This is a genomic window from Candidatus Contubernalis alkalaceticus (assembly GCF_022558445.1).
Lineage (GTDB): Bacteria > Bacillota > Dethiobacteria > SKNC01 > SKNC01 > Contubernalis > Contubernalis alkaliaceticus.
Window position 1 is genome coordinate 66,053 of record NZ_CP054699.1, and the last position, 20,017, is coordinate 86,069.

The following is a 20,017-nucleotide window of genomic DNA, read 5'->3' on the forward strand; positions in this document are numbered from 1 at the left end:
GCTTAAAATCAGGTGGAGTAGAGTCTCCACCTGATTCCCCGATGTTTCAGCTTGCTGAAACGAGTTCACTATAATTGCAGTATTTTAGTAGTTAAAGCTTATTTCTTTTTAGGTTTCCATATCTTCCATACGTTACCTGCCAGCTCTGTGCTGGGGGTTAAGGTTGGATCCCCCGGCTGCCAGCCCGCAGGAATAACCTCGCCGGTTTTTTGTTGGTGCTGGTAAGCTTTTATCTGACGGAGCAATTCTTCTGTGTTTCTGCCTACAGGAGGGGAAAGGATTTCCATGGACTGGATTACTCCTTCAGGGTCAATCAAGAATCTTCCCCGGACATTTACTCCACCTTTTTCGTCATAAACATCGTATAGGGAACCTATTTTTCCGCCAGGGTCAGAAAGCATAGGGAATGGTACCGGTCCTTCAATCATTTTGGAAAGTTCGGTCTCCTCCCAAATTTTGTGGGAAAAAACGCTGTCTACACTGATTGACAGTATTTCAACTCCCAGTTCTTCGAATTCCGGATAGCGAACTGCTACCGAAGATATTTCCGTGGGTCATACGAAGGTAAAGTCTCCGGGGTAGAAACAGAGCACCACCCATTTGCCCAGCAAATCTTCTGTGCTGACAGGTTTAATTTTTCCTTGAACGTATGCCTTTGTTTTAAACGTTGGAGCCTTTTCACCAACTTTAACCATTTATCCACTTCTCCTTTCTTGTGTTCATTTATTTATTTATTATTAATAAATGAACAACTATCTTATGAAAATAGTTTACCATATTGTCTGCCGGAAGGATAGAATAATTATTAAAAGTTAATATTTTATATTAGATAATAAAAACTAAAAGCAAAAAGAGAGAAAATTTACCATGAAAAAAAAGTGAATTTTTTTATGTTAATTCTGTCACAATCAGTTGTTTTATGCTATAATAAGTCAGAAACTGCTGAAGTAGAGATGATTGCAAGTTTATTCTATAGTAGGAAAGTCAGGAAAGGTCAGGTAAGTTCACTCTATGGTATGAAAAGCAAATTTCTTGACGTTATTATTAAATTCTGTTATAATCTAGTGCATAGTTTTGCAAGAAATTTGTTGTAAATGAGTTATAACAGGGAAATTTTTTAATTTAAGACATAATTAATAAAGAAAAATCTTTTTTTTGTTAAGGGGAGTTTTATTGATTTAACGGAGCGGGGGAATTTTCTTTGTCAAGGATTATTGAAGCTTATGTAGGGGAATACGCCAGTGGTAAAAGTGAAAATGCTGTAAATAGAGCGTTAGAACTGGTGAAGCAGGGCAGAAAAGTTGTCCTGGTGGATCTGGATTTGGTGGAGCCCTTTTATACCCTGCGACCATTAAAAAAGAAACTTGAAAACCTGGGGATTGAAGTTATTGCTTGGGAGAATCAGGATACTTTTGGATTGGGAGAAGCCGGTTATGTGATGAAGCCTGAGATGCGCTGGGCTTTGCGTCGAAAGGGAGATATAATTTTTGATGTAGGGTATGGTGTACAGGGTTTCAAAATATTTAATTTGGTGGAAGGGGCTTTGGAAGAAAATAATTTAAAAATATACGCAGTTGTAAACATAAGCCGTCCAATGACCTCATCGGTGGAAGAAATCATCGCTTACTTAAATCTCTTTGGCAGGGTAGATGGCATTATAAACAACAGTCATTTAGGGGAATTGACTGATTTAGAGATTATAGAGGAAGGGGTCCAGGTGATTAGTAATGTCAGTGAAATTACGGGTATTCCGGTGATTGCCGTTAGTATAGAAAAAAATCTGGAATCCTTGGTGACGAATAAATCTTTAAGGGGACTTCCCATTCGCTTTTTAGAACGGTATATGCCTCATAATATATGGTAGTGAACAAGAGAATGTCAAAACAGCTATCTCTTCTTGCTGTTTTCATTTATATATTGCTTTAAGTTGTTAGAATATTCCAATACAATTAGTAAAGGAACTTGGAGGTGTTACCGCAAATTGGAAAGGGCGATCAAGGAAGAGAAAAGGGTGTTCATGACCGGGAATGAAGTTGTGGCTTGGGGAGCCCTGGCGGCTCAAGCCGATATAATGTATGGTTATCCCATTACTCCTCAAAATGAAATCATGCATTATTGGACACGCCTGGCGCCTAAACACGGGAAAAAATTTTTACAGACGGAGGACGAGCTATCCGCAGGGTTTACTACTATTGGAGGGGTTTTGGCTGGCCGCAGGGCTTTTACGGCTACAGCGGGGCCAGGTAATGTTCTGCTTCAGGAACCGATAACCATGGCAGAAATGATGCGCATTCCTATAGTTGTGGCTATTCAGCAGAGGGGAGGGCCATCTACCGCTACGGTGATTTATTCTCAGCAGGAGGTTAACCTGACTACCTCTGGAGGAAATGGAGAAGCTTTGAGAATTGTTTATTCAACGGCAACCCATCAGGAGCTTTTTGATTATACTATAAAAGCTTTTAATGTCGCCTGGAAGTATCGTTTTCCAACATTTATACTGGGAGATGGATACCAAGCGAAAATGAGGGAACCGCTGGTAATGTATGATCCCCAGGATAAAGGGTTGGAGATGGTTATGCCAGAACCTTTCATGGGAATGCCGGGGACGCCTGGGGTAGATAGAGAACCTGCCCATCTGAGGAATGCTTATAGTATGGAGGAAGAACTGTATGAAGTAATAATGGAACAAGTTGAGGATTTCAATAAAATCTCTCTTGAAATTGAAGAATATGTATCCTTGGGTTGTGAGGATGCGGACCTGGTGATTGTATCCCATGGGATCGTAAGCCGAGCGGCCATGACAGCACAGGAGAACCTGCGGAAAAAAGGGTTTAAGGTGGGGTTTTTCCGTCCCATTACTCTCAAGCCGTTTCCTGTTAGAGCGTTGAGGAAGGTTTGTAAAACAACCCCCAGGTTTTTGGTGGTTGAGTCCGCCTATGGACAGTTAGCTAGGCTGGCAAAAGATGCACTTTTCGGGTTGGAAGCTGGAATGGAAAGCATTTTCTTGCCGGGGTTAGCAGTCACGTCAGAAAAGATTGTTGCACATGTAAAAAAAGAGTCAGAAATTAAAATAAATGAATTTTAACCAAGACTGGAGGTCATCTTATGTCAGAGACAGCTATGCCAAAATCCTGGCGGAGGGAGACAAAACCTCATAAATTTTGTCCCGGTTGTGGTCATGGTCTTGTATTAAAAGCTTTGGGCCAGGCGATTGATGAACTAAAAATTCAGGACAGGACTGTTTTTGGTTGCGACATTGGATGTTCTCTTCTGGCCTGGGATTTTTTCAATATTGATACGGTACAAACTCATCATGGTAGAACCACTCCGGTGATTGCCGGATTAGTTCGGGCAAATCCCTCGTTAGTGGGGATTGCATACATGGGTGACGGAGGCGGGTATGCGATTGGATCCCAGCACCTGGTCAATGCGGCTAATAGAAATGATAAATTATTTGTATTGTTGGTAAATAATACAAATTATGGCATGACCGGCGGGCAGATGGCACCAACCACATTGCCCGGCCAGATCACGGAAACATCTCCCTATGGAAGAGACATTGAAGAGACCGGAGCTCCAACATTGGGTCCCGAAATGGTTGCAGCCATTACTTCGGAAACTGCTTATGTTGCCAGAAGCACTGTGTCAAACATGAAACAGCTGAAAAGGAATATTAAAAAGGCTTTGGAGAATGTGAAAAATGGTAACGGTTTTTCTTTTGTTGAGGTGTTATCCACCTGCCCCACTAACTGGAGAACCAATGCTCGGGATACCTGGAATTTCCTGGAAAAAGATATGGCAAAGTATTTTAAGGTGGGTGAGTTAAAAGTCCCTCCCACTGAAAGGGAGGGGTAAATTAAAGTGAACAGGTTAGTGAAGATTGTCATCGCCGGAGAAGGAGGGCAGGGCGTTCAGTCCATTGCGGATATACTGGCGGAGGCCGGCAACGAAGATGGGTTGGAGGCTCTGTATATTCCTAATTTTGGAATAGAGCAGAGAGGCGGCGTTTCTGTTGCTTTCGTTCAGATTGCGGACAACTTGATAGGTTCTCCGAAGTTTGAAAAAGGGGATGTTGTAGTAGCTTTAAGTGATAGGGCTGTGAATCGGGTAAAATGTCATGTAGGTATCAATACTGTTTTTGTCTATGACAGTTCTTTAATAGAAGCATCAGAAGCGGGAGAGAACAGTAACATAGAAAAATCAACAGAAGAGGAAGAATGCAGGCCTGAACAGAAAAATGACCAGGAAATAATTCTTCCCAGTAAGGGCAAGATAATTGCGATGCCTGCAACGGCCATAGCCAAGAAAGAGCTTCATCCCAGAGTTTTTAATGTGATTATATTAGGGGCTATAGTGGAGGCGGCTGGAGTTGTAAAGGAAGAAAATGTTAAGCTGGCTATGGAAAATAATCTTGGCAAAAAGTTTGACAAAAATCCTGAGTTGAGGGAATTGAACTACAAAGCATTGAAAATAGGCATCGACGCTGTAAAAGAAGCACTGGTAAGGAGCTGAGGCCAATGACACGTAAAATTGATAAAATACGGTTTCAAGGGGAAAAAGGTTTTATTAATATATTTCCGAATTATTGTAAAGGCTGCGGCCTCTGCACTGAAAAGTGTCCCTTTCAGGTGCTGGGTTGGTCTGATGAACTGGGGATCTACGGTTCACCCATTGTGGAGCCGGTAAACATTGAAAAATGTACAGCCTGTGGACTTTGTGAAATGTTTTGTCCGGAATGTGCAATTTTAGTAGAAAAGAAAAAGAAAGAAAAAGTCAAGTCTGGTTAGTATTGAAGATTGACAGATAGGGTCATACATATTATTATTAAGTTTAGAAAAGTTAAAAACTGGTGATGGAGTTCGCCCTGGGAAACCTAAACTGCAAATGCTGATGACTCCTGCTGATTTATTTTGGCAGGAGTTTTTTCTATTATTAGTTTTGTATTATTAATGAAGGAAAAAGAAATATTCTTGAAGTAAAAAGTGATGTAAATCATGGGAATCATGTTAGATAGAAGAGCCGTGCTTTATTAGCTATTATTTTTAAATGAGGTGGTGAGGGTCATGTTATTAAGTTTGGCGATGATGCTTTTATGTGGGCTTTTAGCCAGCCGTTTGTTCCAAAAATTCAAACTTCCAGGGCTGTTGGGCCTTATATTATTAGGAATACTAATGGGCCCTTATGTTTCAGGTTTCTTAGACGAAAAATTGCTTCTTATTTCCAATGAAGTCCGTCTCATTGCTCTAATTGTAATACTGCTCAGGGCAGGGTTGGGGCTTAATCTGGAGATTTTAAAGAAAGTGGGGTTTACTGCTCTGAAAATGAGTGCCATACCCTGCTTGTTGGAGGGTTTTGCCGTAACATATACAGCTCACTATTGGTTTGGCCTTCCCTTTTTTGAGGCGGGTATGCTGGGATTTATAATTGCTGCCGTGTCCCCGGCTGTCATTGTGCCCTCCATGCTGGAGCTGAAGAACCGGGGGTTGGGAATGGGTTCAGGAGTACCTATTATTGTTCTGGCCGGGGCATCTGTGGATGATGTTTTTGCTATAACTTTATTTTCTGTGTTTTTAGGCATGGGGACGGGAAGTGGAGGGTCTTCTCTGCTGCAGTTGGGAATGATACCCGTTGAAATTGCAGCCAGCATACTGTTGGGTTACATTGCAGGCCTTTTATTGGTTAAATTTTTTGACCGTTTTGCTCATCAGTTGAATGGGATGGAGGAATTAATGGTCTTAACAGCGGCAGCTATTGCTATTAAAGTCCTGGGGGACTATGTGAATGCAGCCGGTCTTTTGTCGGTAATGACAGTGGGTTTTGTGCTGCTGGCAAAAAAGGAAAATACGGCTTATTATTTGGAGGGCAGGTTAAGCAAGGTCTGGGCGGTGGCACAAATCTTTCTTTTTATTTTAATCGGTTCTGCGGTTAATATACAGGTTGCTTTAGAAGCAGGGCTTATGGGACTTATCATTATTGCCGTAGGCTTAACTTTTCGTTCCCTGGGGGTGTTCATTTCTACTTTTGGTTCATTTTTAAGCCTAAAGGAAAGGCTTTTTTGTATTATATCTTATCTGCCTAAAGCTACTGTTCAAGCAGCCATTGGAGGAATTCCCCTGGCGGCAGGGGTGCCTTCCGGGGAATTGATACTGGCTGTCGCTGTACTTTCTATATTAATAACGGCTCCCCTGGGGGCCATCGCTATAAAACTATCAGCTCCGCTGCTCTTGGAGCATCATGAGGAAAACAGTGCAAGTAATGAATTGGGTTAAGTTCAGAAAAGGAGGTTAACATTGATGAAGGCAATAGATATAATGCACAAAAATGTTATCGCGGTGGATAAGGAAGCATCCTTAAGGGAAGCGGCTGTTTTAATGTCCAAACACGGAATAGGCGGGCTGCCGGTAGTTGACGATTTTGGCAGTATCGTTGGAATTATTACCGACTCTGACATTTTGAAATATCGCCAGAAAATTAATCTTCCTGAATATCTGAGGCTTTTAGAATATTTTTACGAAGAGATAGATCCAAAAAGAATAGAGGCAGATATAAGGGCTATATTAAATAAAAAGGTAAAGGATGTTATGTCCACCAGGCTTGTAATGGTTACCGAAGAAGCTCTTATTAGAGAAATTATCAGCAAGTTTGCGGAGCACCATATAAGCCGAATCCCTGTTGTAAAAGAAAACAAGCTGCTGGGTATTATCGCCCGGGAAGATGTGATTAAGGTTTTTGTGGAGAAATATTAATAGCCATAGGCACCAGCCTGTTGGAGATGTGCCAGATAGGGACAGCTTTTAAAAACTTTTCAGAAAAGCTTGACAGTGCAAAAAAAACGTGGTAAGATTATGTTCGTGCCTGATACGGGCATTGTTCTTTGAAAACTAAACAGGACTCACTAGACTTAAGGCTTTTAAAAGCCAAGAGTCAAAAAGTTTTTAAGCCAAGAAGGCGATTTATTGATGAATCATTAATAAATCCCTTTCAATTCCTAATAACGACCGATTCAAAATTGGTAGGGATAAATAGTCCCTATCACGGACAAAAGGTCAGCGTTACGAAGCAAAGGCAGACGAACTGGTTAAAATCCTCTAAGACCTTCGGGTAAGAGGTTCAATAATAACTGGAGAGTTTGATCCTGGCTCAGGACGAACGCTGGCGGCGTGCCTAACACATGCAAGTCGAACGGGGTGCAGCATCTGGCTTGCCAGAAGCTGTTACCTAGTGGCGAACGGGTGAGTAACACGTGGGCAACCTGCCCAAGAGACTGGGATAACAGTTCGAAAGGACTGCTAATACCGGATACCCTATAAAGGAGGCATCTCCATTATAGGAAAGGATTTATCGCTCTTGGATGGGCCCGCGTCCCATTAGCTAGTTGGTGAGGTAACGGCTCACCAAGGCTCCGATGGGTAGCCGGCCTGAGAGGGTGTACGGCCACACTGGGACTGAGACACGGCCCAGACTCCTACGGGAGGCAGCAGTGGGGAATATTGCGCAATGGGGGCAACCCTGACGCAGCGACGCCGCGTGAGCGATGACGGCCTTCGGGTTGTAAAGCTCTGTCAAGGGGGAAGACCAAAAGACGGTACCCCTGGAGGAAGCCCCGGCTAACTACGTGCCAGCAGCCGCGGTAAAACGTAGGGGGCGAGCGTTGTCCGGAATTACTGGGCGTAAAGGGCGTGTAGGCGGTTAAGAAAGTCAGCTGTGAAAACCCAGGGCTTAACCCTGGACCTGCAGTTGAAACTTCTTAACTTGAGTGCAGGAGAGGAGAGTGGAATTCCCGGTGTAGCGGTGACATGCGTAGATATCGGGAGGAACACCAGTGGCGAAGGCGACTCTCTGGCCTGTAACTGACGCTGAGGCGCGAAAGCGTGGGGAGCAAACAGGATTAGATACCCTGGTAGTCCACGCCGTAAACGATGGGTACTAGGTGTAGGGGGTTTAGATACCTTCTGTGCCGCAGTTAACACATTAAGTACCCCGCCTGGGGAGTACGGCCGCAAGGTTGAAACTCAAAGGAATTGACGGGGGCCCGCACAAGCGGTGGAGCATGTGGTTTAATTCGAAGCAACGCGAAGAACCTTACCAGGACTTGACATATACCTGACGCAGCTAGGAAACTAATTGTTTCCCTTCGGGGACGGGTATACAGGTGGTGCATGGTTGTCGTCAGCTCGTGTCGTGAGATGTTGGGTTAAGTCCCGCAACGAGCGCAACCCTTGTCCTTAGTTGCCAGCATGTAAAGATGGGCACTCTAGGGAGACTGCCGGTGACAAACCGGAGGAAGGTGGGGATGACGTCAAATCATTATGCCCTTTATGTCCTGGGCTACACACGTGCTACAATGGCCTGTACAACGGGTTGCGAAGGGGTGACCTGGAGCTAATCCTATAAAGCAGGTCTCAGTTCGGATTGCAGGCTGCAATTCGCCTGCATGAAGTCGGAATCGCTAGTAATCGTGGATCAGCATGCCGCGGTGAATACGTTCCCGGGCCTTGTACACACCGCCCGTCACACCACGAAAGTCTGCAACACCCGAAGCCGGTGGAGCTAACCGTTTACGGAAGCAGCCGTCGAAGGTGGGGTAGGTGATTGGGGTGAAGTCGTAACAAGGTAGCCGTATCGGAAGGTGCGGCTGGATCACCTCCTTTCTAAGGATAATCAAGGTTTAAAGAGCCTGTATCATTTTAGCCAAAAGCTCTAAATGAGCAGCATTAAACCTTCCAAGCAGGTTTAACACAAGTTAAACCGACCCTTAGATTTGCCCACGAAAGTGAGCAAACCTTAGGTGTGTAAAGTAAGAACCCAAGTGAGTCCTGTTTTGTTTTTATTTTAATTGTGGAGCCAAATAACATGGGCCCATAGCTCAGTCGGTTAGAGCGCACGCCTGATAAGCGTGAGGCCGGTGGTTCGAATCCACTTGGGCCCACCACTTATTGGAGGTTGGAAGTTGGAAGTTGGAGGTTAGAAAACCTCAAAACCTTACACATTCAATCTCAAAAACAACAGGTGACACTTTGGATTAAAGAAGTTTAGGTTAGCCGGAATTAGATACGGGGTGTTTGCAAGACATCTCGGCAAATAATCTAATATCCAACCTCTAACCTCCAACTTCTAATCAGGGGGGTGTAGCTCAGCTGGGAGAGCACCTGCCTTGCAAGCAGGGGGTCAGCGGTTCGATCCCGCTCATCTCCACCAAATTTTGCAAAGATTACCTTTTACAATCAAAGATTTAGCCGCGATTCAAAAGAATGGCGGTATAAAGTAATCAGTTAAATTGTTCTTTGAAAACTGAACAGCGGAAACGAAGATTTAAGTAAAGTCAAGTTAGAAAGAGCGTACGGTGGATGCCTAGGTGCCAGGAGACGAAGAAGGGCGCAGCGAGCTGCGATAACCTTCGGGTAGCCGCAAGCAGGCGATAATCCGAAGGTTCCCGAATGGGGCAACCTAATGCGGTAAAGCCGCATTAAGCTGGGGCCAAAACCATTAACCCCAGCTGGTGAGACCCGGGGAACTGAAACATCTTAGTACCCGGAGGAAAAGAAAACAATAGTGATTCCCTTAGTAGCGGCGAGCGAAGGGGGAAGAGCCCAAACCTGTACCGTGTTAAATCCTGCCGGAGTTGCGGTATAGGGGTTGTGGGGATTGCTTTTTGACTGGCGGCAGCCATTCAGAGGAGTCAAAAACCTTGAGTTTAGTCGAATCTACTGGAAAGTAGAGCCACAGAAGGTGAAAGCCCTGTAGACGAAAAGCTCAAGGCTCCTCAAGCGATTACCCGAGTAGCGCGGGACACGTGTTACCCCGTGTGAATCAGGGAGGCCCACCTCCCAAGGCTAAATACTACCTGGCAACCGATAGCGGAGCAGTACCGTGAGGGAAAGGTGAAAAGCACCCCGGAAGGGGAGTGAAATAGAACCTGAAACCGTATGCTTACAAGCGGTCAGAGCCCTATTGGAGTTTACTCCAAGGGTGATGGCGTACTTTTTGTAGAACGGGCCGGTGAGTTACGATCAGCAGCAAGGTTAAGGCACTAAGTGCCGAAGCCGCAGCGAAAGCGAGTCTTAATAGGGCGACTATTAGTTGCTGGTCGTAGACCCGAAACCGAGTGATCTACCCATGGCCAGGGTGAAGCTCGTTTAAACGCGAGTGGAGGCCCGCACCCACCAATGTTGAAAAATTGGGGGATGAGCTGTGGGTAGTGGTGAAATGCTAATCGAACTCGGAAATAGCTGGTTCTCCCCGAAATAGCTTTAGGGCTAGCCTCAAGATAAAAGAATCGCGGAGGTAGAGCACTGATTGGGCTAGGGGCCCTACAAGGTTACCGATCTCAGTCAAACTCCGAATGCCGCAGATTTGTTTCTTGGGAGTCAGACTATGTGAGATAAGTTTCATAGTCAAGAGGGAAACAGCCCAGACCGTCAGCTAAGGTCCCTAAATTCAGGCTAAGTGGAAAAGGATGTGGAATTGCCCAGACAACCAGGATGTTGGCTTAGAAGCAGCCACCATTCAAAGAGTGCGTAATAGCTCACTGGTCAAGTGATTCTGCGCCGAAAATGTAACGGGGCTAAGCCTGATACCGAAGCTACGGCTTATTGGAGGTTAGAAGTTAGAGGTTGGAAATTGGAAAAAGATTAGAGGTATGAGTTGAGCAGTCAAATTAGACGTTCAGCCGTCAGTATCCCATTAAATATCGCCAAGAATACGATATATTGGGAAAGCAGCTAAAGTGAGCTGATACAAACCTGGCGAAAGATCTAACCTCCAACATCTAACTTCTAACCTCCAGTAGGGGTAGGGGAGCGTTCCATACGCATAGAAGCTATACCGTAAGGAGTAGTGGAGTATATGGAAGTGAGAATGCCGGTATGAGTAACGAAAAGGCGAGTGAGAATCTCGCCCGCCGCAAGCCTAAGGTTTCCTGAGGAAGGTTCGTCCGCTCAGGGTAAGCCGGGACCTAAGCCGAGGCCGAAAGGCGTAGGCGATGGACAACTGGTGGATATTCCAGTGCCACCTTTATCCGTTAATAGCGAAGGGGTGACGCAGGAGGGTAGGTACAGCGCACCGTTGGTTGAGTGCGTCTAAGCGTGTAGGTAGCAGGGATAGGCAAATCCGTCCCTGTGTTGATCCGAGGCGCGATGGGGAGCGAAATTTAAGTAGCGAACTGGCTGAACCCACACTGCCGAGAAAAGCCTCTAGTCAGGATAAAAGGTGCCCGTACCGCAAACCGACACAGGTAGGCGAGGAGAGGATCCTAAGGCGCGCGGGAGAACCCTTGTTAAGGAACTCGGCAAACTAACCCCGTAACTTAGGGAGAAGGGGTGCCCCATTAGGGTGAGAGGACTTGCTCCTTTAGCCTGAAGGGGTCGCAGAGAATAGGCCCAAGCGACTGTTTACCAAAAACACAGGTCTCTGCTAAGTCGTAAGACGAAGTATAGGGGCTGACGCCTGCCCGGTGCTGGAAGGTTAAGGGGAAGGGTTAGTGAGTTTTTCGGAACTTGCGAAGCTCTGAACTCAAGCCCCAGTAAACGGCGGCCGTAACTATAACGGTCCTAAGGTAGCGAAATTCCTTGTCGGGTAAGTTCCGACCCGCACGAAAGGCGTAACGACTTGGGCGCTGTCTCAACAAGGGACCCGGTGAAATTGTAATACCTGTGAAGATACAGGTTACCCACGACAAGACGGAAAGACCCCGTGGAGCTTTACTGCAACCTGATATTGGATTTTGGTACTGGATGTACAGGATAGGTGGGAGGCATCGATATGTGGGCGCCAGCCTGCATGGAGCCACTGTTGGGATACCACCCTTTCAGTATTGGAATTCTAACCTTTGGCCGTGAATCCGGTCTAGGGACAGTGTCAGGCGGGCAGTTTGACTGGGGCGGTCGCCTCCCAAAATGTAACGGAGGCGTCCAAAGGTTCCCTCAGCGCGGTTGGGAATCGCGCGTAGAGTATAAAGGCATAAGGGAGCTTAACTGTGAGACCGACGGGTCGAACAGGGACGAAAGTCGGGCTTAGTGATCCGGTGGTTCTTAGTGGTAGGGCCATCGCTCAACGGATAAAAGCTACCCCGGGGATAACAGGCTTATCTCCCCCAAGAGTCCACATCGACGGGGAGGTTTGGCACCTCGATGTCGGCTCATCGCATCCTGGGGCTGTAGTAGGTCCCAAGGGTTGGGCTGTTCGCCCATTAAAGCGGTACGTGAGCTGGGTTCAGAACGTCGTGAGACAGTTCGGTCCCTATCTGTCGTGGGCGTAGGAAACTTGAGGAGGTCTGTCCCTAGTACGAGAGGACCGGGATGGACGGACCGCTGGTGTATCAGTTGTTCTGCCAAGGGCATAGCTGAGTAGCCAAGTCCGGGAGGGATAAGCGCTGAAAGCATCTAAGCGCGAAGCCTTCTCCAAGATAAGGTTTCCCATCCGTAAAAGGAATAAGACCCCAGGAAGAAGACCTGGTTGATAGGCCGGAAGTGTAAGAGCAGTAATGCTTTCAGCGGACCGGTACTAATAGGTCGAGGACTTGACCCACAAAAAATTCGTTTCCGCTGTACAGTTTTGAGAGAACAAACTTTCTCTATAATTTTATGTCTGTAGAATGAATCTTAAGAGAACAGTTTAAAAATAAGACGTGAGCATCACTATCAAAGTCATATTGTTTAAGCTGCAAGTCTGCGGAAGAATCAAGTGAACAGTTCGATTTAAAAATCAGAAGTAAGTACAGATTCTTATAAGCTGCAAGTCAGTGGAATGAATCTGTGTGAACAGTTCGATTGAAAATCGTGTGAACACGGATTCATTCCACTGACGAGCTCTCTATAAAAGTAAAACCAGTTCCATTACAAAATCGTGTGAACACAGATTCATTCAAAGATAACCTTTTCTGGTGAAGATAGCGGAGGGGCCACACCCGTTCCCATCTCGAACACGGAAGTTAAGCCCTCCAGCGCCGATGGTACTTGGGACGCGAGTCCCCGGGAGAGTAGGTCTTCGCCGGAATTAATTTTAAAAAGAGGATCCTTACAATTATGTAAGGGTTCTTTTTTTATTACCGCTGTTTACGTTTCAGCCAGAGCTCTTACTATAAAAACCTGTTTGTCCTATGGAAGGAATTCTGGGCTTTTCACTTCTGTAATCGTAAGCTGTTCCCGAAATTCGCCCCGAAATTCAAAATTCCCAAATTTCTTAATAATTAAGTAAACTGTCCCCGAAATTCCCCGAAATTCCTCCAGCGCCGATGGTACTTGGGACGCGAGTCCCCGGGAGAGCAGGTCTTCGCCGGAATTAATTTTAAAAAGAGATTCTTAAGCAGCGAATTGCTTAGGGTCTCTTTTGTTGTTAGAAATAGCAGGGGAAAACTTTTGGTACACAAAGAAGTGGGACATAAGGGGTACACAAAAGAACTTTCCTCTTGTGTTTTCCCTTATGTTTTTAGAATTTACGTTTTTAGAACAAATCAAGGAAGTATTTAAAGGAAATATTTCATTGGCTAACGAATAAGTATTAAAATTTAAAAAAAAACTTGAATTTAATGTAACTCAGGAGCAGGCCCTTTTGGGATTTATATTTGGCAGAACATTGAAACGTATGTTTCGGTGCAGCTGCAAAAATTTATTAAGGTGGGATAATTTTTATGTTAATCAGTGTTCCAGAAATGATGAGCAAAGCGGCCACGGGAATTGGCAGCCTTCCAGATATAGGAGAGGAAAGGGCGCTCAGCCTGATTCAGGAGAGTTTTCCCCTTTGTCCCCACTGGCCGCAGTTCCCTACAAAAGCAGAAGAATATTTTGACCTGCAGGTTCTCTATCTGCTGAAAGGTTTGGAGATAATTAAAAAAGAAGAGGGCAAAAACCCCAGGTTTTTGGATCAGGGAGTAGATTTTTTAGATAGAGCTGCGCTGTTTTATGAATTGTACTTGAGTAATGTAGACAGCCAGAAACTGGATGAGCGTCTGGCGATGCCGGAGAGTTCTGCTGTTGGTTTTTACTACTTTATAAATCAGTTAGAGAAAAAAGGTGTGGGCAGGGCTATATGTTTGAAGGGGCAGGCAGCAGCCCCTTTAACTGTGGGGATGCAGGTGCTGGATGCAGAAGGAGCCTCTTCATTTTTTAATGAACAGTTAAGGGATATTGTGGTAAAAGCTTTGGAGCTGCATGTAATTTGGCAGGTTCGAGAGTTAAAAAAGCTGGGGTTACCAGTAATTATCTTCCTGGATGAAGGAATGATGCAGGCCTATGGAAATAAACAATTTTTAAGCCTCAGGGGAGATTGGATTATAGATTCCTTTCGCAGCATAATAGATGCCATTAAAAGAGAAGGAGCAGCAGCAGGAATTCATGCTTGCTGTATAGCAGATTGGTCAGTGCTTCTTGCCAGTGAACCTGATATAATAAACTTAGATGCTTATAACTATTTTACATCTCTTTTGACCGTAAGAGATGAGTTAAATGAATTTTTAAAAAAAGGAGGTTATATCGCCTGGGGTATTGTGCCGGTAAATGATATCCTTTATCAAGAAACAGCAGACTCGCTGCTTAAACGTCTCAATGAAATCTTAAAAAAACTGATTAACAGGGGAGTAGAGGAGAGCTTATTATATAAACAGATGATCATTACTCCTTGTTGTGGGACAGGCCTTTATTTACGGGAAAACGCAGAGAGGGCTTACAGCCTTACGGCGGAGATCTCTGGGCGGATGAAGTGAACTGGTTTCAGCAAGCCGAGACATCGGGGAATCAGGTGCAGACTCTACTCCACCAGATTTTAAGCCCAACCTACCCTAACCCTTAGAGGTGGGGCCTTATACCCTAAAAATCAGATATAGTAACAATGGAAGAGACTTATCCCTATGATAGGAATCTATGCTTTGTAAATAGATCTGTAAACTAAAACGGCAATTGTCTGAGGAGTGGTCTAAAGTTGGAATGGTTTGTTATAGTGAATCCCGCAGCAGGTAAAGGAAAAGTAAAAAAATTATGGCCTGATATAGAAAGTTATCTGAAGAAGCAAAAAATATGTTTCACTTATGAATTTACTCGGGGGTTGAATCATGCCAGGGAACTGGCCTGCCGGGCTATGGCAAAAAAGATTAAAAAAATTATTGTAGTGGGTGGGGATGGAACAATATTTGAAGTGATTAACGGAATTGATCCAGGAAAGGTTACCCTGGGGATTATTCCCATGGGTACAGGCAATGATTTTGCCCGCACGGCAGGCATACCTCAGGACTGGAAAAAAGCCTGTCGGGTGTTGGCTAATGGTAATGAGATGCCGGTGGACCTGGGTAGAATTAACGAATACTATTTTATTAATCTTTCGGGAACCGGCCTGGATGCCATGACTGTATGTGATGCCAATCGTTTAAAAAAATATTTAGGAAAAATATCTTATGTTGTGGGTCTTTTAAAGCAGTTAATTTGTTTTAAACCCATACATATTGAAGTGCTGGGCAGGGATCTGTGCTATTCTGCCCGGGCCTGGATGGTTTCTGTAGCCAATGGGAAGTATTATGGTAACGGAATGATGGTGGCCCCCCGGGCACTTTTAGATGATGGATTGTTGGATATTATTATTGTAGAAGAACTACCCCGGTTGGAGTTTTTGAAGGTTTTTCCCCAGGTTTATAAAGGAACTCATCTGGATCACCCCAAGGTAAGGTTTTTTCGGGAAAGAGAATTGGAAATAAAAACACAGCGTCCGCTGCCGGTCCACTGTGATGGAGAAATCCTTAATCTTACTTCCCTTAAATATTCTGTGGTCCCCGGGAAACTTACAATTAAAGTTCCCGGCACAGCTGAAACCCTGGTTTTAGCTGGTTAAAGCATTACATAATGATAAAAGGAGATAAAATGAGCCTGTATCTTCCCTCTTATGAAAAAAGCGACCCTAAAAACTATATATTAGCTCTGAAGGAATCCCGCAGCCAATTTTCAATTAAGGACCCCGGGCAGATGGCCCTAAGAAGCGGTACACATTATAAAGGGGACACAATATTATTGAAAGCGTTAGGACATGAATTTAGCGTAAAGCACCCTCAGGGAATAGTCAAATTCAGCCGGGAGCAGGGGCTTGAACCTCATTTTTCTTTACAGCTCATATTTATAAATTATCTTTCCAGGGCAGATGGGGAACCGTTAACCTATCAATTTATTCCTTACCGGGAATTTCCTGGAGGAGATACCTTTAATGCTGCATTTTTTCAGAGTGCTATCCAACCCCTGGCACAGGTTTTTGGGCAGAATCTTCATAATTTAAAGGTTCTTTCTTCAAAGCTGGGTGGGAATGTCATAGAAACAGCTTGCCGAACTGAAATAATTTTTTGGTTTCTTCCCAGGGTTCCGTTGAAGTACATTGTATGGCCGGGAGATGAAGAGATTAACTCCCAGGCAAACATCTTATTTGATTCTTCTGCCGGCGGATACCTTCATACGGAAGATCTTGCCGCTGCCGGGGCATATCTGACGGAACTGCTGGTGGATAAGGCGGAGAATCTAACCCTTCATGAAATCATATAAGCTCAAAAAAGGGTATTGAAATGATGGGGTTTGCTAAAAATATATGTGAAGTGCCGCACCATAGACAATTGTCTATATTAGAACAATTATTATTTCAGGAGTGTTAACTAAAAAATCAGGAGCATGAAAAACGTGATTATAGTCAGTGCTTGCCTCTTGGGGATCAACTGTAAATATAATGGGAAAAACAACCGGAATCCCTTTGTGCTGGAATTGGGGAAAAAGGTGCCCCTGATCCCTGTATGTCCTGAACAGTTAGGCGGCCTTCCTACCCCCCGGGTTGGTGCGGAAATAATTGGTGGAGCCGGTAAAGAAGTCTTAGGGAAAACGGCCCAGGTGGTAAATCAACAAGGGGAAGAGGTTACCTCTTTTTTTTTGAAAGGGGCGGCTGAGACGCTGCGACTGGCAGAGATCACCGGCTCCAATACGGCTATATTAAAATCCCACAGTCCCTCCTGCGGCTCAGGGTTCATTTATAGTGGAGATTTTGATGGAAAATTGAAAGAGGGAGAAGGTGTCACGGCAGCTCTCTTGAAAGAAAAAGGACTGCTGGTTTTAAATGAAAACATATTTTCTGATAACCAAAAGGGAAAGGATTTAAAGAGGTGAAAGACATGAAGGTAAAAGCGGTAGCTTTGTTTTCCGGAGGGTTGGACAGCCAATTGTCGGTCCTTATGGTTCAGGAGCAGGGGGTGGAGGTGGTAGGTATTACTTTTTCTACTCCTTTTTTTACCCCGGAAGCGGCCATAAAAGCTGCTGAACAGCTGGAACTTCCGCTGGAGGTGGAGGACTTTACCCAGGGATTGATGGAGTTAATTAAAAGCCCGGTTTATGGCCATGGGAAAAATCTTAATCCCTGTATCGACTGCCATGCTCTCATGGTGAAAAAGGCTGGTCAATATATGGAAAAGATAGGAGCTCAATTTATTATCACCGGGGAAGTTTTAGGGGAAAGGCCTAAGTCCCAAAATTATAAAGCCCTGGAGATTGTGGCCAGGGAATCTGGGTATGAAGGGCTTCTTTTGAGGCCTCTGTCCGCCAGGCAATTATCCCCTACAATCCCTGAACAAAAGGGTTGGGTGGACCGGGAAAAACTTGGAGACATTCAAGGACGCTCCCGAAAGCCTCAAATGGCCCTGGCAAAAAAATATGAACTGAAGGAGTATCCCAGTCCAGCCGGAGGTTGCCTTTTGACGGTAGAGGGCTTTTCTCAAAAGTTAAAAGACCTTTTGGCGGATAATCCAGATCCCCAACGCTTAGAGATTGAGCTTTTAAAGGTGGGCAGGCACTTTCGCCTGGCACCGGGCATTAAATTGGTGGTGGGCAGGAATCATGAGGAGAACAATACTATAGAAAGCTTGGCCCAATTAGGGGATCGGATTTTAAAGGCTGCAAATATTCCGGGCCCTACGGCACTGTACCGGGGAGAAGGGGATTACCTCCCCACTGCAGCAGCCCTTACCGCTCGCTACAGTGATGCTGAAGGGGAGAGTGTGCCGGTCATCGTGACAAGGGTGGGGAAAGAGGGCCAAGAAGAAATAACAGTAAAACCTTTGGAGGATAAAAAAATAGCTGTTTTACGAATTGAGTAAAAGACGGGGGTCAGGCTTGAAATATTCCTTTATTCACTCACTAATTTTAACCAAGATATTAGTTAGTTAGACAAGAATTTGGGAATCATTCAAGCTTAACCCCAGAATTCCAGAAGTCCAGGCGTTAAATGGGCTGCTTGATCTCAGATTGGACGGATGTGTTAAATGGAAAAGAAATGTGGTATAATACTCTTTAATACTTTACAGTGAGGTGAACTTATTGATCCCCGAAAAATATAGTAAAGAGGGACTAACTTTTGATGATGTTCTGCTGCTTCCCTCCAGGTCTGAGGTGCTGCCGGGGGATGTGGATGTTTCTACGTATTTAACTAAAAAAATTAAACTAAACATTCCAATTATGAGTGCTGGGATGGATACAGTGACCGAAGCCAGGCTGGCTATTGCCATCGCCCGAGAGGGAGGTATCGGTGTAATTCATAAAAATATGTCCATTGAAAGACAAGCTATGGAAGTGGATCGAGTCAAAAGATCCGAGCACGGAGTGATTACCCAACCTTTTCATCTTTCTCCCCATCACAGGGTGCAGGATGCTGCTGATCTTATGGCCCGTTATAGAATTTCCGGTGTCCCCATTACCGAAGGGATTAAGTTGGTAGGGATTTTAACTAACCGTGACCTTCGTTTTGAAGAGGATTATTCCAAAAGAATAAGAGAAGTGATGACCAAAGATAAGCTGGTAACGGCTTCAGAGGGCACTACTTTAGAAGAAGCCAAGGTAATTCTGCAGAAATATAAAATAGAAAAGCTCCCCATTGTGGACGGTGAATTTAATTTAAAAGGTCTAATTACTATTAAAGACATTGAAAAGGCCATTCAATTTCCCCAATCGGCGAAAGATAAAAACGGGAGGCTGCTGGCCGCTGCCGCTGTTGGGATTGATGCTGCTACCATGGAGAGGGCGAGAGCTCTGTCGGAGGCAGGTGTAGACGTTATTGTTGTAGATACTGCTCATGGACATTCGGTGTCAGTTTTAAATACTGTAAGTGCCTTGAAGGAAAAATATCCCCAGGTTGAACTGGTAGCAGGAAATGTAGCGACGGCAGAGGGAACAAGGGATTTGATTAAAGCGGGAGCCGACTGCGTTAAGGTTGGAATTGGCCCTGGATCAATTTGCACAACCCGAGTGATTGCCGGGATTGGAGTGCCTCAGGTTACGGCCATTCATGATGCCGCTGAAGCTGCCCGGGAGGCAGGGGTTCCTATTATCGGAGATGGAGGAATCAAATACTCTGGAGATATTCCCAAAGCTCTGGCGGCGGGGGCAAACCTGGTTATGATCGGAAGCCTTTTTGCGGGCACAGAGGAAAGCCCGGGAGAGTTTGAAATATACCAGGGAAGAAGCTATAAAGTATACCGCGGCATGGGATCTTTGGGAGCCATGAAGGAAGGAAGCAGTGACCGGTATTTTCAGGACTGCACTACCAAGCTGGTGCCTGAGGGTATTGAAGGACGGGTCCCCTACCGGGGGACATTATCCGATACAGTTTATCAGCTGGTGGGAGGCCTCAGGGCAGGAATGGGGTACTGCGGCGTCAAGGATGTTAATGAACTTAAAACTAAAGTAAAATTTATCAGGGTGACTTCGGCGGGGTTAAAGGAAAATCATCCCCATGATGTTCAAATCACGAAAGAGGCCCCCAACTATATGCTGGGGAATATCTAATTTAAGGGATAATAGCCTGACTTTAGCAGAAACTTGTTTTTAATAAGCTCCCCACCACTATGCGTTAGCGTAGGTGGGGTTTTTACTCAGGTGGAGTAGACTCTCCATTTGATTCCCCGATGTTTCAGCTTGCTGAAACCAGTTCACTTATGAATATGTCCTGGCCTATTATTGTTTTGAAACTGAAAAGATAAACAAGACAGGCACTTTTTTTCTAAAAAAAGATATAATAA

14 protein-coding genes, 2 tRNA genes, 3 rRNA genes and 1 riboswitch are annotated in these 20,017 nt (G+C 44.9%); of the genes, 18 read left to right on the top strand and 1 reads right to left on the bottom strand.

The window, feature by feature from the left end; genetic code table 11:
* Positions 1 to 98 precede the first annotated feature (98 nt).
* Positions 99 to 695: a thioredoxin-dependent peroxiredoxin gene (gene prxU / locus HUE98_RS00290; protein ID WP_241421921.1), complete on the bottom strand. Its 597-nt coding sequence runs from the start codon at positions 693 to 695 to the stop codon at positions 99 to 101.
* A 506-nt stretch (positions 696 to 1,201) separates the two neighbouring features.
* On the opposite strand from prxU, the gene HUE98_RS00295 reads away from it, so the two are divergent.
* From HUE98_RS00295 to guaB, 18 genes are all read left to right on the top strand, one after another.
* A complete protein-coding gene (locus HUE98_RS00295) occupies positions 1,202 to 1,864 on the top strand; it encodes a P-loop NTPase family protein (RefSeq protein WP_241421922.1) in 663 nt (220 codons plus the stop codon).
* Between the two features lie 153 nt (positions 1,865 to 2,017).
* Positions 2,018 to 3,085: a transketolase C-terminal domain-containing protein gene (locus tag HUE98_RS00300; protein ID WP_241423466.1), complete on the top strand. Its 1,068-nt coding sequence runs from the start codon at positions 2,018 to 2,020 to the stop codon at positions 3,083 to 3,085.
* A gap of 20 nt (positions 3,086 to 3,105) precedes the next feature.
* Complete coding sequence (locus tag HUE98_RS00305) at positions 3,106 to 3,855, top strand: thiamine pyrophosphate-dependent enzyme (protein WP_241421923.1); 750 nt, start codon at positions 3,106 to 3,108, stop codon at positions 3,853 to 3,855.
* A gap of 6 nt (positions 3,856 to 3,861) precedes the next feature.
* On the top strand, positions 3,862 to 4,512 hold the full coding sequence (locus HUE98_RS00310) for a 2-oxoacid:acceptor oxidoreductase family protein (RefSeq protein ID WP_241421924.1): 651 nt from the start codon (positions 3,862 to 3,864) through the stop codon (positions 4,510 to 4,512).
* Between the two features lie 5 nt (positions 4,513 to 4,517).
* Entirely contained in the window at positions 4,518 to 4,787 is a 270-nt protein-coding gene (locus HUE98_RS00315; RefSeq protein ID WP_241421925.1) for a 4Fe-4S dicluster domain-containing protein, read from the top strand.
* Positions 4,788 to 4,839: 52 nt separating this feature from the next.
* Positions 4,840 to 4,907: riboswitch (Fluoride riboswitch) on the top strand.
* 156 nt (positions 4,908 to 5,063) lie between these two features.
* Positions 5,064 to 6,269: a cation:proton antiporter domain-containing protein gene (locus HUE98_RS00320; protein WP_241421926.1), complete on the top strand. Its 1,206-nt coding sequence runs from the start codon at positions 5,064 to 5,066 to the stop codon at positions 6,267 to 6,269.
* A gap of 24 nt (positions 6,270 to 6,293) precedes the next feature.
* Positions 6,294 to 6,746: a CBS domain-containing protein gene (locus tag HUE98_RS00325; protein WP_241421927.1), complete on the top strand. Its 453-nt coding sequence runs from the start codon at positions 6,294 to 6,296 to the stop codon at positions 6,744 to 6,746.
* A gap of 371 nt (positions 6,747 to 7,117) precedes the next feature.
* Positions 7,118 to 8,651, top strand: a 16S ribosomal RNA gene (locus tag HUE98_RS00330).
* Positions 8,652 to 8,855: 204 nt separating this feature from the next.
* A tRNA-Ile gene (locus HUE98_RS00335) sits at positions 8,856 to 8,932 on the top strand.
* Between the two features lie 190 nt (positions 8,933 to 9,122).
* Positions 9,123 to 9,198: transfer RNA gene (locus HUE98_RS00340), tRNA-Ala, on the top strand.
* Between the two features lie 122 nt (positions 9,199 to 9,320).
* Positions 9,321 to 12,525 (top strand): 23S ribosomal RNA (locus HUE98_RS00345).
* Between the two features lie 351 nt (positions 12,526 to 12,876).
* Positions 12,877 to 12,993, top strand: a 5S ribosomal RNA gene (gene rrf / locus HUE98_RS00350).
* The 16S, 23S and 5S rRNA genes sit together here with 2 tRNA genes alongside, the layout of an rRNA operon.
* A 634-nt stretch (positions 12,994 to 13,627) precedes the next feature.
* Positions 13,628 to 14,698: a uroporphyrinogen decarboxylase/cobalamine-independent methonine synthase family protein gene (locus tag HUE98_RS00355; RefSeq protein ID WP_241421928.1), complete on the top strand. Its 1,071-nt coding sequence runs from the start codon at positions 13,628 to 13,630 to the stop codon at positions 14,696 to 14,698.
* A 215-nt stretch (positions 14,699 to 14,913) separates the two neighbouring features.
* A complete protein-coding gene (locus HUE98_RS00360) occupies positions 14,914 to 15,813 on the top strand; it encodes a diacylglycerol/lipid kinase family protein (protein WP_241421929.1) in 900 nt (299 codons plus the stop codon).
* A 29-nt stretch (positions 15,814 to 15,842) separates the two neighbouring features.
* The gene (locus tag HUE98_RS00365) at positions 15,843 to 16,508 is read left to right on the top strand and encodes a DUF3786 domain-containing protein (protein ID WP_241421930.1); all 666 of its coding nucleotides are present in this window, start codon (positions 15,843 to 15,845) and stop codon (positions 16,506 to 16,508) included.
* A gap of 132 nt (positions 16,509 to 16,640) precedes the next feature.
* Positions 16,641 to 17,117 carry a DUF523 domain-containing protein gene (locus HUE98_RS00370; protein ID WP_241421931.1) on the top strand — a complete coding sequence of 159 codons (477 nt, stop codon included), beginning with the start codon at positions 16,641 to 16,643 and terminating at the stop codon, positions 17,115 to 17,117.
* A gap of 5 nt (positions 17,118 to 17,122) precedes the next feature.
* Entirely contained in the window at positions 17,123 to 18,100 is a 978-nt protein-coding gene (locus HUE98_RS00375) for a tRNA 4-thiouridine(8) synthase ThiI (protein ID WP_241421932.1), read from the top strand.
* A gap of 223 nt (positions 18,101 to 18,323) precedes the next feature.
* Positions 18,324 to 19,784, top strand: a complete 1,461-nt coding sequence (gene guaB, locus HUE98_RS00380; protein WP_318036531.1) for an IMP dehydrogenase — start codon at positions 18,324 to 18,326, stop codon at positions 19,782 to 19,784.
* The last annotated feature ends 233 nt before the right edge of the window (positions 19,785 to 20,017 follow it).

Bases quoted from the DNA above. Each gene is read 5' to 3' on its own strand.
- HUE98_RS00300 (WP_241423466.1), top strand. From the start codon at position 2,018: ATGACCGGGAATGAAGTTGTGGCTTGGGGAGCCCTGGCGGCTCAAGCC.
- HUE98_RS00305 (WP_241421923.1), top strand. From the start codon at position 3,106: ATGTCAGAGACAGCTATGCCAAAATCCTGGCGGAGGGAGACAAAACCT.
- HUE98_RS00315 (WP_241421925.1), top strand. From the start codon at position 4,518: ATGACACGTAAAATTGATAAAATACGGTTTCAAGGGGAAAAAGGTTTT.
- HUE98_RS00320 (WP_241421926.1), top strand. From the start codon at position 5,064: ATGTTATTAAGTTTGGCGATGATGCTTTTATGTGGGCTTTTAGCCAGC.
- HUE98_RS00325 (WP_241421927.1), top strand. From the start codon at position 6,294: ATGAAGGCAATAGATATAATGCACAAAAATGTTATCGCGGTGGATAAG.
- HUE98_RS00355 (WP_241421928.1), top strand. From the start codon at position 13,628: ATGTTAATCAGTGTTCCAGAAATGATGAGCAAAGCGGCCACGGGAATT.
- HUE98_RS00365 (WP_241421930.1), top strand. From the start codon at position 15,843: ATGAGCCTGTATCTTCCCTCTTATGAAAAAAGCGACCCTAAAAACTAT.
- HUE98_RS00375 (WP_241421932.1), top strand. From the start codon at position 17,123: ATGAAGGTAAAAGCGGTAGCTTTGTTTTCCGGAGGGTTGGACAGCCAA.